Source organism: Bradyrhizobium sp. LTSP857 (genome assembly GCF_000938285.1).
Classification (GTDB): Bacteria; Pseudomonadota; Alphaproteobacteria; order Rhizobiales; family Xanthobacteraceae; genus Bradyrhizobium.
On record NZ_JYMS01000046.1, the window covers coordinates 113,023 to 129,338 of the forward strand.

The 16,316-nt window shown below is 61.3% G+C and carries 14 protein-coding genes; 7 read left to right on the forward strand and 7 right to left on the reverse strand.

Annotation, left to right across the window (positions count from 1 at the left end; genetic code table 11):
• Positions 1-202 precede the first annotated feature (202 nt).
• Genes dusB through ntrC form a run of 3 tightly spaced genes read left to right on the forward strand, consistent with a single transcriptional unit; the run spans position 203 to position 3,828 of the window.
• Positions 203-1,204 carry a tRNA dihydrouridine synthase DusB gene (gene dusB, locus UP06_RS29965; RefSeq protein WP_197087425.1) on the forward strand — a complete coding sequence of 334 codons (1,002 nt, stop codon included), beginning with the start codon at positions 203-205 and terminating at the stop codon, positions 1,202-1,204.
• On the forward strand, positions 1,201-2,376 hold the full coding sequence (locus UP06_RS29970; protein ID WP_045007613.1) for a two-component system sensor histidine kinase NtrB: 1,176 nt from the start codon (positions 1,201-1,203) through the stop codon (positions 2,374-2,376). Before dusB ends, UP06_RS29970 begins: the two co-directional genes overlap by 4 nt.
• A gap of 9 nt (positions 2,377-2,385) precedes the next feature.
• The gene (gene ntrC, locus UP06_RS29975; RefSeq protein WP_045007297.1) at positions 2,386-3,828 is read left to right on the forward strand and encodes a nitrogen regulation protein NR(I); all 1,443 of its coding nucleotides are present in this window, start codon (positions 2,386-2,388) and stop codon (positions 3,826-3,828) included.
• A 164-nt stretch (positions 3,829-3,992) separates the two neighbouring features.
• On the opposite strand, the gene UP06_RS42470 is transcribed toward ntrC, so the two are convergent.
• From UP06_RS42470 to UP06_RS40285, 7 genes are all read right to left on the reverse strand, one after another.
• Positions 3,993-4,115, reverse strand: coding sequence for a hypothetical protein (locus tag UP06_RS42470; RefSeq protein WP_283806046.1), 123 nt, complete (start codon positions 4,113-4,115; stop codon positions 3,993-3,995).
• A 195-nt stretch (positions 4,116-4,310) separates the two neighbouring features.
• The gene (locus UP06_RS29980) at positions 4,311-6,464 is read right to left on the reverse strand and encodes an adenylate/guanylate cyclase domain-containing protein (protein WP_045007298.1); all 2,154 of its coding nucleotides are present in this window, start codon (positions 6,462-6,464) and stop codon (positions 4,311-4,313) included.
• A gap of 12 nt (positions 6,465-6,476) precedes the next feature.
• Positions 6,477-6,830, reverse strand: a complete 354-nt coding sequence (locus UP06_RS29985) for a cyclic nucleotide-binding domain-containing protein (protein ID WP_050032227.1) — start codon at positions 6,828-6,830, stop codon at positions 6,477-6,479.
• An 85-nt stretch (positions 6,831-6,915) separates the two neighbouring features.
• A complete protein-coding gene (locus UP06_RS29990) occupies positions 6,916-7,338 on the reverse strand; it encodes a response regulator transcription factor (RefSeq protein ID WP_045007299.1) in 423 nt (140 codons plus the stop codon).
• 71 nt (positions 7,339-7,409) lie between these two features.
• On the reverse strand, positions 7,410-8,036 hold the full coding sequence (locus UP06_RS29995) for a response regulator transcription factor (RefSeq protein ID WP_045007300.1): 627 nt from the start codon (positions 8,034-8,036) through the stop codon (positions 7,410-7,412).
• Entirely contained in the window at positions 8,033-8,737 is a 705-nt protein-coding gene (locus UP06_RS30000) for a sensor histidine kinase (RefSeq protein WP_050032230.1), read from the reverse strand. The genes UP06_RS29995 and UP06_RS30000 overlap by 4 nt, the downstream gene beginning before the upstream one ends.
• Positions 8,737-10,320, reverse strand: a complete 1,584-nt coding sequence (locus UP06_RS40285; RefSeq protein WP_197087427.1) for a PAS domain-containing protein — start codon at positions 10,318-10,320, stop codon at positions 8,737-8,739. Before UP06_RS40285 ends, UP06_RS30000 begins: the two co-directional genes overlap by 1 nt.
• A 296-nt stretch (positions 10,321-10,616) precedes the next feature.
• Between UP06_RS40285 and UP06_RS30015 the strand changes: the two genes are divergently transcribed.
• From UP06_RS30015 to UP06_RS30030, 4 genes are all read left to right on the forward strand, one after another.
• Positions 10,617-10,790 carry a hypothetical protein gene (locus UP06_RS30015; protein WP_156163316.1) on the forward strand — a complete coding sequence of 58 codons (174 nt, stop codon included), beginning with the start codon at positions 10,617-10,619 and terminating at the stop codon, positions 10,788-10,790.
• A gap of 28 nt (positions 10,791-10,818) precedes the next feature.
• Positions 10,819-11,793, forward strand: coding sequence for a formylglycine-generating enzyme family protein (locus UP06_RS30020; RefSeq protein ID WP_045007304.1), 975 nt, complete (start codon positions 10,819-10,821; stop codon positions 11,791-11,793).
• Entirely contained in the window at positions 11,793-13,499 is a 1,707-nt protein-coding gene (locus UP06_RS30025; RefSeq protein ID WP_045007305.1) for an arylsulfatase, read from the forward strand. The genes UP06_RS30020 and UP06_RS30025 overlap by 1 nt, the downstream gene beginning before the upstream one ends.
• A 406-nt stretch (positions 13,500-13,905) precedes the next feature.
• On the forward strand, positions 13,906-16,302 hold the full coding sequence (locus UP06_RS30030; protein ID WP_045007306.1) for a sensor histidine kinase: 2,397 nt from the start codon (positions 13,906-13,908) through the stop codon (positions 16,300-16,302).
• The last annotated feature ends 14 nt before the right edge of the window (positions 16,303-16,316 follow it).

Consider the following 16,316-nt stretch of genomic DNA (forward strand, 5'->3'; position numbering starts at 1 on the left):
CAAAAAAAGGGGGTTTCCCCGGATTGTGGGAAACCGCACTTTGCTGCACCGCACTTGAAAGATTTGCAGAACTGTCTAAAGTGTAGGCATGACGCTTGACTGCACAAGAATTGTGCGCAAGATAGGTCATGGCAGCGCGATCAAGCCCTGCCAAGTCAACGAGACCACCGTGACCGGCCCGGCAAGATCAGGCTCTAAGCCGTTGAAAATAGGCGACATTGAAATCGCTACCCCGGTCTTCCTGGCACCGATGTCGGGGGTGACGGACTCGCCTGTCCGACGGCTCGCCGCCGTGCTCGGGGCCGGTCTGGTCGTGTCCGAAATGACTGCCAGCGATGATCTCGTCAACGGCCATCCGATGTCGCGGTTGCGATGCGAAGCGGCTGGAATTGGCCCGCATGTAGTTCAGCTCGCTGGTTGTGAGCCGCACTGGATGGCGGAAGGTGCGCGGATCGCCGAAGCCGAAGGCGCAGATATCATCGATATCAACATGGGCTGTCCGGCCCGCCACGTCACCGGCGGCCAGTCGGGCTCGGCGCTGATGCGCGACCTCGACCATGCCGTCAGCCTGATCGAGGCGACGATCGCGGCGGTGAAGGTGCCGGTCACGCTGAAGATGCGGCTCGGCTGGGACGACCGTAGCCGCAACGCGCCGGAGCTGGCACGTCGCGCCGAAGCCGCCGGCATCAAGCTCGTCACGGTCCATGGCCGCACCCGCTGCCAGTTCTACAAGGGCGAGGCCGATTGGGATGCGATCCGCGCGGTGCGCGATGCCATCTCCATTCCCCTCGTCGTCAATGGCGACATCACGTCGTATGAGAAGGCGCTCGCAGCGCTCGAAGCGTCCGGCGCCGATGCCGTGATGATCGGCCGCGGCGCCCAAGGCCAGCCCTGGCTGCCCGGCCAGATCGGCCGCCGCCTCAAGGGCGGGGCGGCGGAAGCCACTCCGTCGCTCGAGAGCCAACTCCATTATGTCCGCACCCTCTATGAGGGCGTCTGTGCGCTCTATGGCCTGCGCGTTGGCCTCAGGCATGCACGCAAACATCTCGGCTGGGCGCTCGACGTCGCAGCCGATGTGAGCCGTGCGCCGGCTGAGAAGCTGAAAGCCTGGCGCCAGAAGATTCTGACCTCCGAAGATCCGCACCTCGTCCACCACTCACTGCAAGATGCCTTCGACGACTTCGCATGGAGCGCTGCTGCATGAGCTCAGCTGCTGAACATCGTCGGCCTGTTTTGTCCGACAGCGATGCGATCCTGGACGCTTTGCCCAATCCCGTGCTCCTGATCGGGCCGGACGGCAAGATCGTCGGCGCGAATATCGCCACCGAAGCCTTTTTCGAGATCTCGACGCAGTTCCTGAAGCGGCAGTCGCTGAAGGAACTGGTGCCGTTCGGCAGCCCCTTGCTGGCGCTGATCGACCAGGTGCGCTCGTCGAACTCGCCGGTCAACGAATACAAGGTCGATCTCGGCACGCCGCGCATGGGCGGCGACCGTCAGGTCGATCTCCATGTCGCCCCGCTCACGGAGCGGCCGGGCCATATCGTGGTGATGCTCCAGGAGCGCACCATCGCCGACAAGATGGACCGCCAGCTCACCCACCGCAGCGCCGCGCGCTCGGTGATAGCGCTAGCAGCAATGCTTGCGCATGAGATCAAGAACCCGCTTTCCGGCATCCGCGGCGCGGCACAGCTGCTGGAGCAACAGGCTTCCTCCGAAGACCGCATGCTGACGCGGCTGATCTGCGATGAGGCCGACCGCATCGTCACGCTGGTCGACCGCATGGAGGTGTTCGGTGATGAGCGGCCGGTGGTGCGCGGTCCCGTCAACATCCACTCCGTGCTCGATCATGTGAAGCGGCTGGCGCAGTCCGGCTTTGCCCGCAACATCCGCTTCATCGAGGACTACGATCCCTCACTGCCACCGGTGCTCGCGAACCAGGATCAGTTGATCCAGGTGTTCCTCAATCTGGTGAAGAACGCCGCCGAGGCCCTGATCGATGTCGCCGACGGCGAGATCCAACTCACAACCGCGTTCCGCCCCGGCGTGCGCCTGTCAGTCCCCGGTCAAAAATCCCGGGTATCCCTACCGCTCGAATTCTGCGTCAAGGACAATGGACCAGGCGTACCGGACGATCTTCTGCCCAACCTGTTCGATCCCTTCGTGACCACCAAGCAGACCGGCAGCGGTCTCGGCCTGGCGCTGGTCGCAAAGATCGTCGGCGATCACGGGGGCATCATCGAATGCGAGTCTCAGCCACGCAAAACCACCTTCCGCGTGCTGATGCCGATGTACTCGACATCGGTCAAACATGCCGATCACAGCAGTCGCGACGGCTCTGCCGGGAAGTCGTCGTCTGCATCACAGGGGGCAAAATGAGGATTAACGATGCCCGCAGGTAGCATTCTCGTCGCTGATGACGATACCGCCATCCGCACGGTTCTCAACCAGGCACTTTCCCGCGCCGGCTATGAGGTCAGGCTTACCGGCAATGCCGCGACGCTGTGGCGTTGGGTCAGCCAAGGGGAGGGCGATCTCGTCATCACCGACGTGGTGATGCCGGACGAAAACGCCTTCGACCTGCTGCCGCGGATCAAGAAGATGCGGCCGAATTTGCCGGTCATCGTCATGAGCGCGCAAAACACCTTCATGACGGCGATCCGCGCCTCCGAACGGGGGGCGTATGAATATCTGCCAAAGCCCTTCGACCTGAAGGAGCTGATCGCCATCGTCGGCCGCGCGCTCGCAGAGCCGAAGGAGCGGGTCTCGACGCCGGACGACGACGCAGAGATGGAGGCAATCCCCCTGGTCGGCCGCTCGCCGGCGATGCAGGAAATCTACCGCGTGCTGGCGCGGCTGATGCAGACCGACCTCACCGTGATGATCACGGGCGAGTCCGGTACCGGCAAGGAGCTGGTGGCGCGCGCGCTGCACGATTACGGCAAGCGGCGCAACGGCCCGTTCGTTGCGGTCAACATGGCCGCGATCCCGCGCGACCTCATCGAGTCCGAGCTGTTCGGCCATGAACGCGGCGCCTTTACCGGCGCCAACACTCGCGCCTCCGGCCGGTTCGAGCAGGCCGAAGGCGGCACGCTGTTCCTCGACGAAATCGGCGATATGCCCATGGAGGCACAGACCCGGCTGCTGCGTGTCTTGCAGCAGGGCGAATACACCACCGTCGGCGGCCGCACTCCGATCAAGACCGACGTGCGGATCGTTGCCGCCTCCAACAAGGATCTGCGCGTCCTGATCCAGCAGGGCCTGTTCCGCGAGGATCTGTTTTTCCGCCTCAACGTCGTGCCGCTGCGGCTGCCGCCGTTGCGCGAGCGGATCGAGGACCTGCCGGATCTGATCCGTCACTTCTTCGCGCTCGCCGAGAAGGACGGCCTGCCGCCGAAGAAGCTCGACGCGCTGGCGCTGGAGCGGCTGAAGCAGCACCGCTGGCCCGGCAACGTGCGCGAGCTCGAAAACCTCGCGCGGCGTCTCGCCGCGCTCTATCCGCAGGACGTGATCACGGCCTCGGTCATCGACGGCGAGCTCGCGCCGCCCTCGGTCAGCCCGGGTGCTGCGGTCCAGCAAGGTGTCGATAATCTCGGTGGCGCCGTCGAAGCCTATCTCTCCTCGCACTTCCAGGGCTTCCCGAACGGCGTGCCGCCGCCGGGCCTCTATCACCGCATCCTCAAGGAGATCGAGGTGCCGCTGCTGACGGCCGCGCTCGCCGCCACCCGCGGCAACCAGATCCGCGCCGCAGACCTGCTCGGCCTCAACCGCAACACGCTGCGGAAGAAGATCCGGGATCTCGATATCCAGGTGTATCGGAGCGGGGGCTAGTCTTCCGGGACGGTGGCTCAGCTCCCCCTACCAAAGGTGAGCTGAGCCTGTCCGGATCGCGCTGGCCCTTGTGGCTGAAGCGGTGAGCAGAAGTCCGAATCGGGCTGAAATGTTCCGCGTTCGCGCCGAGATTGGTCGTTCGGCCGTGAGGCACCGCGTCGCACTCATCTGATCAGGCGACTTGATACCGGCAGTACGCTGGCCACGTCCGCCGTCGGCTCCATGCCGGGACCATTGACCAGCAGATCAGAGGCCACGATCAGCAGCAGCACTGCTGAAACCATCATTGCGAGAAAGAACCTGTCCATGCCGGGTCAAGCCGGAATGGCGGGATTCCGTTCCCGGTCATCGGCGTCTGGTTGAGACGGCCTCCTGTGGATGCGCCCGTCCGTCGCGACGAGGGCGCCGCGGAATTGTCGCAATTCGGCAACTTTGAGGGTTCAAATTCAAGGATTACGGTGGGCCTTACGCGCGGATAATTCCTATTTCTTGCTGAATCGAATAATTCCGTCCCAACTCTCCGCGGGAGGCTCTAGCAGGAAGCCTGCCACACGATCCAGATAGATTCCGGCCAGCACGTCTTCTGGATAATCATCCGCAAACGTCTCGATGGCGTCGAGCGCACGTAACCAATCCTGGCTGGCATACACCTCGTAGACGTGGTCCCAGTCCTCGACGAGCTTCCTTATTGCCGGCGAGACGCGAAACTCGTCAGGACCGTTGATGGTGCCGAGCAGTTCAAAAATATCGATGGGTTTGTCGACACCCTTCGGCCGGCTGCGGTCGACGTGCCGAAACAGAAATTCATCCGAACAGACATCCGCGATCAGCCCGCTCGTCAGAATGCTGCTGCCGTAAAACTTATTCAAACCTTCCAGGCGAGCAGCGATGTTCACATTGTCGCCAACCGCCGTGTAATCAATTCGGTCGGATGATCCGACGTTACCCAGTACGGCTTCCCCGACGTGAATTCCAAACCTCGTGTGCCAGGCAGACAGCCCCTTGTCGACCCACTGCACATTCAGGCGTCTCGATGCGGCGCGACATTCCAGCGCCGCCATGCAGGCCACGTGTTCGTGGCGCGCGACCGCCAACGGCGCGTTCCAGAAGGAAAAAATGGCGTCACCGATAAATTTGTCGACCGTTCCGTTTGACCTGATGATCAGGGACGCCAAGTGTTCAAAGTACTCAGACATGTGGGCCGTGAGGTTATCCGGCGACATGGCCCCGACAATCGGCGTGAAGTCCTTGACGTCAGTGAACAAGATGCTGACGCGACGGGTCTGGCCACCGACCGCAACCTCGCTCTCGCTTTCCAGGATGTCCTTCACAAGGGCTTTGGGCACGAACTTGGATACTTCGCGAATGGTCCCCTTCATGCCCGACATCGATCGGATCAGCGTGTTTACTTCATGTACGCGGGACCGCAGCTTGATCGGATCATCGAGCTCGAACGCACGTATTAGTTCCGCTTCTTTGGAGAGCTTGGCGAGCGGCATCGAGATCGATCGCGCGAGATAGATGATCGCGGGCAGCGTGAGGAAAAAAATCAGAAGTGCGACGGGAATGCTTCGACCGGCGGCGTCGGCCAGGCTGCCCTGGAAATCGGAAAGGGGCGCTGCGTACAACTGAAAGAACGCGCCGCCATCCCTGGCGACTTGACGGTCCACGGTGGCCAGATACGTCATGCCGGCCACCTTGAAGTCCGCCAGGCCATAGGCGCCCTTGTCGGAGAATATCCGTAGCGCTTCTCGGACCACCGGGTCCGTCAGGTCCGCGGTCGTCGCTAGATCGATCGCGGGAGCGTCGCGGAGGCCGGAGCGCTTGAACAATTGTTGTGGATCGAAGTGAGCCAGCAGGCGATTCTTGTCGTCGAATGCCATGAAGCGATGCGCGTCATTAGCTCTGATCGAGCGGATGTAGAGCATCAACCGATCAAGCGTGAGGTCGACCCCGACAACGCCGCCATGCTCAAGCGCCTGCGCCAGGGTCATCCCGACCTGCGACGTTGCCGCGAACAGATAGGGCAGGGTCCGGATGATCGTCTTCGGACGTTCCATGGCGTCACGATACCAGCCGCGGCTCCGAGGGTCGTATGGCGGCGACGGATTGGTGAGCGTTCCGATCTGTCGGGCCTCGCTATCGAAGAACAGCCATGTCTGCAAGCGAGTGCCATCGTCGCCAGCGCGGATTTCCTGAATGGCGAACCGGGTAAGAGGCGGCGCTTGTAGCTCTTCGAGGAAAGCCTTTTCCGAGTCGGAGATCGATAATGCGTGAAAGAAATTGCCGTTCTCGTAGCCGACATAGATGGCCGAGATCTGCGGGTTGACCTTCAGGCTGCTCAAGATCAGTTGCCGAACTGCATCCTTGGATCCGGCTGACGATTGCAGAGAAGGCATGTTGCGAAGAACGTTGGTCAGCAAATAGGCTGGCGTAAAAAATGCAAGGCGCTGTTCGTTGATCCGGTTGATTGTACTTCGGAAAGTCTCCGCGGCGACTTTGAGGGCTGTCCTGCGGGTTTCGAAATAATTGGTGACCGTGACAGCGGTTCCGACCAGTAGCGCGACGATGAGAAACAGCGACAGAACCGTCGTGAAGAGTGTGAGGCGAGGTGGGCGGGGCTGCGACATGTCCATTACGCTGCTCAATCAAGCTGGCGCGGACAAATCGATAACGCGCTGCGAGAGATAGTCGACCCAGTAACGGAGAAAGGGATCGGCTTCCTCGAGCTTCTGCTTCAGCTTCGCCTCGCTCACCGCCAGCACCTCGCAGCCCTGTGTCGTCACCGCCGTGGCGGTGCGATTGGCTCCGGCCATCAACGCGTGCACACCGAACATTTGCCCGGACCTCAAGGTGGTGACCGTGCGCTGTTGGGGCGTGCCGAAGCCTATGAAAATCGTGGCATCGCCGCGAAGCAGGATGTAAGCAAGCGTGCCTACTTCGCCTTCGGCGAAAATGGTTGCTCCCGCAGCGAAGATCCTGCGGCTCAGATCCTTGCGCACCGACTGAACCGATCCTTGTGTAAGTCCGGGCTCCGAAGTCATCCCGGCACCCCGCTTGCTAGCAAGCACTGAAGCTCAGGCCGCGTCATTTTACTGTTCCGGGAGGTCTGTGCTGAGTTCGGGCGCTGGCCGCCCTGATCTCGCTGATGGCTGCGAGCAAGGTCGTGTCCTGTAACGGTTTCCGCAGATAGGCCTCGGCCCCCGCAGCAGCGCAGAGTTCGTGCATACCGCTGTCGGTATGGGCGGTAATCACGATGGTCGGAATCCGGATTCCCACGTGATTGAGATGACGCTGCAGTTCAAGACCGTTCATTTCCGGCATCTGCAGGTCGAGGATGAGGCATTCGGGCAACGCATCGGACGTTGCGTCGGGAAGCGCAGCAAGAAAGTCGCGGGCCGAGCCGTATGTTCTGGCCTCGATGGCGCGCGTCTTCAACAGCCGCGCCAAGGCTTTCAGCACCGGCGGATCGTCGTCAACGATTGCAATCCAGGGCGAGGGTTGCGTCATGGGGCGAACGATGGACCCCGCCACCACACGTTGTCGAGTTGGCCCTAGGGCCAACAGCGCGGCGTTGCGAATTATGGTCGGCTACCGTCAATTCCGGCTTTTTCTGCGAGGCGGACGAGGTCGGCGACGGAGCGTACTCCGAGCTTGCTCATCACCCGGCCGCGATGGACTTTCACCGTCTTCTCGACAGTTCCGAGGTCTCCCGCGATCTGCTTATTGAGCCGTCCAGCAACCACATGAGTCATCACTTCGCGCTCACGCGGCGTCAGCATTGCCAATCTGGCCTGGATCGAGCCCAGGCTGGCGTTGGCGGAGCGGTGCTCCGCATCTTCCTTTTCAGCCCGTCCAATGGCCGCTAGTAGGTCCGTATCGTTGACCGGTTTAGTCAGAAAATCGATGGCGCCGGCCCGCATGGCGCGCACGCTGGTGGGAATGTCACCCTTACCGGTCAGGAAGATGACCGATCTCTGTGATCCGCCGGCGCTTAGCGCCTGCTGCAGTGCCAGTCCGTCCAGATCGGGCATTGAGACGTCGAGGATGGCACAACCGCGGATCAAGGCGTCGTGGCTGACGAGAAATGCCTGCGGCGAAGTGAATGACCGCACGTCGTACCCTCTCGCTCGCAATAGTCGACCAACTGCCTTCAGCACGCCGGCGTCGTCATCAACGAGAAAGACGGTGACTGCACTATCCATCATTGGGCCGCCAGAAGCATGAGGCGAGCAGGCAGCGAAATCTCGGCAACAGCTCCCCCCGCGTCGTCATTTCTGAGGTTGAGGGTTCCGCCGTGCTTTCGAATAATAGTCGAACAGATCGTCAGGCCAAGCCCCAGGCCATGATGCTTGGTTGTGTAGAACGGCGTGAACACCTGCTTTTCATCGACCGGCCTGATCCCCGGTCCTTGGTCCTTCAGCCGAATCGCGATGTCTCCGTCCGGGGTCCGGCTCGTTCGAATGTTGACGCGGCGCTGCTCTACCGGGGTCGAGGCCATCGCGTCCATCGCATTGACGACGAGATTAAGGAGCACTTGCTGCAGTTGCACGGAATCGCCGAGCACGGTGGGAAGACCGGCAGCAAGATCAGTCTCGACCATAACGCGCCGGCGGATCAGTTCACTGCGCAGCAGTGTCGTCGTGGAATCGACCATCTCGTTGAGATCGATTCGCTCAGATCGGCTCTCACCCTTTTTGAGCAGGCCGCGCAGCCGCTGCACCACCTCGCCGGCACGATTGTCCTCCAGCACGATATCCCTCAGCGTGTCCCGCACCTCGGCGAGGTTAGGAGGATCCTGGTCCAGAAGATAAATCGCCGCCTGCGCGTTCGACAGGATCGCCGTCAGTGGCTGGTTGACTTCGTGCGCGATCGCCCCGGACAGCTCGCCCAATGCAGAGACCCGCATCAAATGCGTGACTCCTGTCTCTGCAACTCCGCCTCGGACTCCGCCGCTTTCTGGTCGGTGATATCGACGAGCATTCCGCTGAGCTGATCTGGTGCTTTTATGCCGTCGAAAGGAGCACGCGCGCGAATCCTGAACCAGCGGATCTGGCCGTCGAGGCGGACAATGCGGATGTCAGTAACAGCGGCGTGCCCGCGCGATACCCCGCGCAGCGTCCGCACTGCGATGCGCCGATCTTCAGGGTGGACCGCCGCGAGAAACGTCTCGCGTGTGAGAAGCGTATCGCTGGCAAGACCAAACATCGTCCGGCAATGATCGGTCGTCCATAGCTCGTCGGTCGTCCGATCGAACTGCCACAATCCGATATTCGCGGTTGCGGCCGTAAAGGTCATTCGGTCCTCGCTCTCCTTGAGCGAACGCTCGGCCTGCCGTCGCCGGCGCAGTTGAACCAGCAGGACAGCGACGCCCCCCATCAGCAAGGCAATGACCAGCGCCACCGCTGACATGAGGTAGCGATGTTCCTCCCAGAGGCTCGGTTCCTCGAACAAAACATCCGTACCGGGCGGAAGATTGCCTTGCTTCAGGCCCCACCGCGCCATCGCTCTCGAGTCCACATGGAATGCTTGGGTTGGATTGACTTTCGGTGGGAGCGAAGCAGGATCTTTCCCGGCGCTGACTGCAAGAACCAGCTCGGCCGCGGCAGCTCCGTGCGATGTGAACGTCTCGAAAAATCCGCCCACGACCCCGGTGTCGAGGTAAGTGTTGTATGGTCCATAGATCGGGGCAGGGGAGATCCGGACGAGTTCGCGGGCTACCTCCCTGCCGACAAAAGCTTTCCCTGTACCATCAGCAAAGAAAGTCAAAAAGATAACAATCGCGTCGTTCGGTATTCGCGAGACCTCGCTGACGAGCGCATCGAAAGAAAGTCCAAAAAGATAAGTCGTTTCAAATTTTCTGTCATGTCGTTCGATGGCGCCGCGAGCCGCTTCGTGCCATCGACGGTCTTCGAGAGTAACATTGCTGCCGATTACAATGAGCCGGCGTGTGGTGGGCTGAAGCAGTTCAGCCAGATGGAGGGTTTTCTCAAAGTCGAGGCCGACGAGGACGCCAGTAACATTGGCAGGAGGATGCAGGGCGGAATAGGTTGCTTGCGAAACTCCGGCAAACACCACTGGAATCTGCGGAGCTACGACGTCGCGGTAGTTCATGATGAACTGGAGTGCCGTACCACCCACCACAACGAGCACGTCCGGCGGTCGCGCGGCATATTTTTCGCGCAGGAAGGTGGCCGTCCGCACCTCGTGCGCGTTATCGGCGACGCGCACGAGATCGAGAAACTCAGCGTCGATTGCGAGCTTTTGCGAGCTTCGTTCGCGAAGGCGACTTTCTATGCCGTCTATGACCTGAGTGGCTGCGGGAAACGTGTAGTTATAAGCGCTCAGGATAAGGATGCGCCGCGGTGCGTCGTCCGCGCGCGAATGTATGCCTGGCAAAGAGAGCGCAACAGCTATCAGCAGGAAAACACTGGCCAAGGTGCCGCGATTCACTCTTGTTGTTGGTCGTTCAAATCGATCGACGTTTTTCACGAGTTGTGACCCAGCTTCGGGCACCAACGGTAAGCTAAAACCTGTGGTCGCGACTTGTCGAGTCCAGCGGATTGTAGCTGGAGCGGAACTGACCGGAGCCAAACCTCAAGACGATCTGCGCTATGCACTTTGTGCCATTTCGTCCGAGCGACTATGCAGTTTGTGCCAATTCGTCGAGAGGGCACTTGCACGCCGGCCTGGACCTAGGTCCAAGTTTGTACAGCAGCCTTGCGGGTTAACGTCCTCTGGGAATGCGTCTCGCCAGGTATCACCCGGCTAAGACCCTCCGCGCCCAGGTGAGTGAACACAGCCTCATCGTCTACTGCAAGCAGCATCCCGAGATGAAGATCGTCGAGGCGATCGACGTGATCTTCAAGCGGCAACAGTGGACCAAGGTCCAACTAGGCTCATCGACGCTGCGCTTTAGATTTACCGCCCTGTCCGGCGATCATCATACGAACCGCTGCTGAGTGTGTTTACAAATACGGAGCATCCGACGTGAGCTTAGCGCACGCAACGGTCGCAGACGTCTGTGAAAACTGCCCGCCGAACTCGATCTTCATTCCGGGCGGAACGTTTCGTATGGGATCGGATCGGCACTATCCCGAGGAAGCTCCATCCCACAGGGTGAGCGTCGATGGCTTCTGGATTGACCGCACGCCGGTGACGAACCGGCAATTCAAGGAGTTCGTGCGCGCTACCGGCCATGCCACGTTCGCCGAGGTCGCTCCCAATCCGAAGGACTACCCGGACGCCCTGCCACACATGATCTTCGCAGGGTCGCTCACCTTCACGCCCCCGGATCATCCTGTCGATCTTCACGACTACAGCCAATGGTGGACACTGCTCAAGGGCGCCAACTGGCGCCATCCTGACGGCCCGGAAAGCAATATCAAGTCACTAGACGATCATCCCGTCGTGCACATCGCCCATGCCGACGCGCTCGCCTATGCCCGATGGGCCGGCAAGGATCTGCCCACGGAAGCAGAGTGGGAATTCGCCTCGCGTGGCGGCCTCGATGAGGCCGAGTACGCCTGGGGTGACGAGCTTGTTCCGGGCGGTGTCCATCAAGCCAACATTTGGCAAGGTCACTTCCCGTTCGAGAACCGGAGCGAGGATGGCTACGAGCGCACCTCGCCGGTATCGACCTATCCGCCAAACGGTTACGGCGTCTTCGACATGATCGGGAATGTCTGGGAATGGACCAGCGACTGGTGGGCGCCGAAGCACCATGCCGATGCAACGAAGGCCTGCTGCATTCCGCAAAACCCGCGCGGCGGCTCCGAACATGACAGCCACGATCCGTCGCTGCCACTCAGCCGGATACCGCGCAAGGTGATCAAGGGCGGCTCGCACCTCTGCGCGCCAAACTATTGCCGGCGCTACCGACCGGCTGCGCGCCATGCCGAACCGATCGACACGTCCACCAGCCACCTCGGGTTTCGCTGCGTCACACGTCCAGGGAGAAAGTGATGACTGAGAAGAAGACGACTGAAGACTTCAGCCGCCGCAAACTGCTTGCGGCCTCAAGCTCGCTTGCCACCATTGCCGCCTTCTCGGCAATGGCACCTGTCCAAACTGCTCAAGCGCAGGCGACCACGCAGCCATCGTCCTCGGCCGGCGGATCAAAGCCGAACATCATCCTTATCCTGTCGGATGACTTTGGTTATGGCGACTCCGGGCCCTACGGCGGCGGCGAAAATCGCGGCATGCCGACGCCGAGCATCGATCGTCTCGCGGCCGAAGGACTGCAATTTATGTCTTTCTACGCACAGCCGAGCTGCACGCCGGGACGTGCCGCGGTACAGACCGGCCGAATTCCAAATCGTAGCGGCATGACCACTGTGGCATTCCAGGGGCAGGGTGGGGGCTTGCCGGCGGCGGAATGGACGCTTGCGTCGGTTTTGAAGACGGCTGGCTATAGGACGTTCTTCACGGGCAAATGGCATCTCGGCGAGGATGATTATGCGATACCGAACGCCCAGGGTTATGACGAGATGAAGTATTGCGGGCTCTATCATCTCAATGCTTACACATACGCCGATCCGACATGGTTTCCCGACATGGACCCTGAACTGAGGGCGATGTTCACGAAGGTCACCAAGGGTGCGCTGTCCGGAAACGCCGGCCAGCCGGCGAAGGAGGATTTCAAGATCAACGGACAGTACGTCAACACGCCGGACAAGGGCGTGGTCGGCATTCCGTTCTTCGACGACTATGTCGAGAAGGCCTCGCTTGAATATCTGGATCGCAACAAGGCATCGGGCCCCTTCTTTATGAGCATCAACTTCATGAAGGTGCATCAGCCCAATATGCCGGCGCCCGAATTCCAGGGCAAATCGATGTCGAAGAGCAAGTTCGCAGACTCGGTCGTGGAGAACGACACGCGTATCGGCCGCATCATGGAAAAGGTGCGGTCCCTCGGGCTCGACAAGAACACTTATGTGTTCTGGACGACCGACAACGGTGCGTGGCAGGACGTTTATCCGGATGCCGGGTATACGCCTTTCCGCGGCACCAAAGGCACCGTTCGTGAGGGCGGCAACCGTGTCCCGTCCCTCGCATGGGGGCCCGGCATCAAGGCCGGCACGAAGAACTCCGACGTCGTCGGCGATCTTGATTACATGGCGACTTTCGCGAAGCTCGCCGGCGTGAAGCTGCCGGAGAACGACCGCGAGGGTAAGCCCATCATCTTCGACAGCATCGATGTGTCACCGATCCTGTTCGGAACCGGCAAGTCGGAGCGTAAGAACTGGTTCTACTTCACCGAATCGGAGCTGACGCCCGGTGCCGCCCGTGTTGGCAATTACAAGGCCGTGTTCAATTTGCGCGGTGACAACGGTGCCCAGACCGGTGGCCTGGCGGTTGACACCAATCTCGGCTGGAAAGGACCGGAGTCCTATGTAGCGACGGTTCCTCAGGTTTTTGATCTCTGGCAGGACCCGCAGGAGCGGTACGACATCTTCATGAATAACTACACGGAGCACACGTGGTCCTTGGTTACGATCAATGCCGCGATCAAGGATCTGATGCAGACTTACGTGAAGTACCCTCCACGGAAGATTCAGAGCGAGACCTACGCAGGACCGATCACGATACAGCAGTACGAGCGATTCCAGTTCTTCAGGGATTCGCTCGCCAAGAACGGCTTCCAGATCGGCATGCCCAATGGCAACTGAGGTCAATCGACGGAACGGCCCCGGATCGCGGGGCCGTTCTGCTGTTCGGGCGCGAACTGAATTACAAGGGCCGGGGACCTATGAACGGAAGCTTCGTTGATCGTCGCATGATGCTGCTGGTGGCTGCGGGGATGCTGTCGTGGGCGATAGCCATACGTCGAGCTGCGGGTGCCTCTGCTGTTCAACCTCCACCGCGCAAGATTCGAGAGAACTGAGAAAGCGGTCGAACACCGTCGAATCCCAAGCTCGGCGTTTTGATAAATCGTGGCAAAAACAAGAAGCTGAATTTGGTAAGCCACTGAGATCGCGTGGCTATTTGACACTGTCGCGTCTCGGCAACAATGTGGTACGAATACATCAGTATCCGCCGCCGCCGCGGACCCTTTTTCAGCACCCCATTGCCGGAATGACCAGCGCAGACACCTCGGCCGCATCCTTTGACACGGCCCCAGCCGAAGAGCCCCGGCGCTGGTCGGTGCGACGCTGGCTGGCGCCGTTTGCCGTGGCGCTGGCGCTGCTGTCGGCCTTCCTGACCTTCCTGGTCCTGACCGGACTGACAAGTATCGACCCGACGCCCGAGGTCGTCCGCTCGTTCTATCTGATCAATGCAGGCACGATCCTGCTCCTGGTCGGGATCATCATCCGCGAGCTCTGGCAGCTGATCCTGGCCCGCCGGCGGGGCCGGGCGGCGGCGCGCCTCCACGTTCAGATCGTCAGCCTGTTCTCGATCGTGGCGGTGCTGCCCGCGGTGCTGGTTGCCGTCGTCGCCAACGTCACCCTCGAGCGCGGCCTCGACCGGCTGTTCTCCGGGCCGACCAAGGAGGTGATCCAGAACTCGCTGACGATCGCGCGGGCCTACATGCAGGACCATGCGCAGCTGATCCGCGGCGACATTATCGGCATGGCCAACGACATCGCGCACGCGCGGCCGCTCTACGACCAGGATCGCCGCTCGTTTCGTGAATTGCTGACCTCCAGCGCCAGCTCCCGCAATCTGCCGGGCGCGATGATCATCGACAAGAACACCAACATCCTGGAATCCGCCGACACCGGCATGCGGCTGGCCTATTCGCCGCCGGCGCCGGACTTCCTCAGCAACGTCAACGAATCCGAGCCCGAGATCGCGGTCCTGCCGGACGCGAACTTCGTCGCCGCGGTGATCCGGCTGCGCGCCTTCAGCGACACCTTCCTCTATGTCGCGCGGCCGCTCGATCCCAACGTCGTCAACCAGCTCAAACAGACCGAGGTGAGCGTTGCCGAATACGCCCAGATCGAGTCGCGCCGGCTCGGCATCCAGGTCGCCTTCGCGCTGATGTTCGCGGTGATCGCGCTGACCATTCTGATGGCCTCGGTGCTGATCGGATTGAACTTCGCCAACTCGCTGGTGGCGCCGATCCGGCGGCTGATGAACGCAGCGCATACGGTTTCGACCGGTGATCTCAACGTCAAGGTGCCGGTGCACCAGTCGGAAGGCGACCTTGCCCAATTGGGCGAGACTTTCAACAAGATGACGCAGGAACTGCGCAGCCAGCGCGACGAGCTCGTCAATGCCAGCGATCTCATCGACAGCCGCCGCCGCTTCATCGAGGCCGTGCTGTCGTCGGCGAGTGCCGGCATCATCGGCGTCGATACGTCGGGCAGCGTCGGCATCCTCAACCGCTCCGCCGAGAAGCTGATCGGGCACTCCGAGGCGGAGACGCTCGGCCATCCGCTCTCCGACGTGCTTCCCGAGCTCGACGAGATGATGAAAGCCGCGCGGGAAGGGACCCAGCGCCTGGTCCAGGGCCAGATCACGATCACGCGCGACGGGCAGGAGCGCAACCTCTCGGTCCGCGTCAGCGCCGAGAAGAACCAGCCGCACGACAGCTACATCATCACGCTCGACGACATCACCGAGCTGGTCTCGGCACAGCGCACCTCGGCCTGGGGCGACGTGGCGCGCCGCATCGCGCACGAGATCAAGAACCCGCTGACGCCGATCCAGCTCTCGGCCGAGCGCATCCGCCGCAAGTTCGGCAAGGACATCACCGAGGCCAAGGACAAGCAGATCTTCGAGCAGTGCACCGACACCATCGTGCGCCAGGTCGACGATATCAGGCGCATGGTCGACGAGTTCTCGCGCTTCGCGCGGATGCCCAAGCCGGTGATGGAGGGCGAGGACGTCGCCGACGCCGTGCGGCAGGCGGTGTTCCTGATGAAGGTCGCTCATCCCGAGATCGATATCGAGGCGGAGTTCAAGGAAGATCCGCTGCGCGCCCAGTTCGACCGGCGGCTGATCTCGCAGGCGGTCACCAATATCGTCAAGAACGCCACGGAGGCGATCGAGCAGGTCCCGCCGGAGGAACTCGGCCAGGACAACGGAAAAGGCCGCATCGACGTCGTGGTGTCGCGCGAGGGCGAGGACGTGCTGATCGATGTTATCGACAACGGCATCGGCCTGCCCAAGGTCGCGCGCTCGCGCTTGCTGGAGCCCTATGTGACAACGAGGGCCAAAGGCACCGGCCTTGGGCTAGCGATCGTCGGCCGCGTGCTGGAAGACCATGGCGGCCGCATCGAATTGAAGGACGCCTCCGACTTCCGGGAAGGCCAGCGCGGCGCCTGGATGCGGATGCGCTTTGCGATCTCCGGCACGCCGGCGAAGGCTGAGGGGACCGAGCTGGCACCCGCCGCCAAAGCAACCGTCACGGAAATCGCCAAGGAAATCGTCAAGGATACGGCAACAAAAGAGCCGGTAGCCGAAACCAAAGAGCCGGCTGAAAAGACTAATGATTCAACGAAGATCGAAGCCTCAACAGGCATCTGACAAGACAGGCGCGT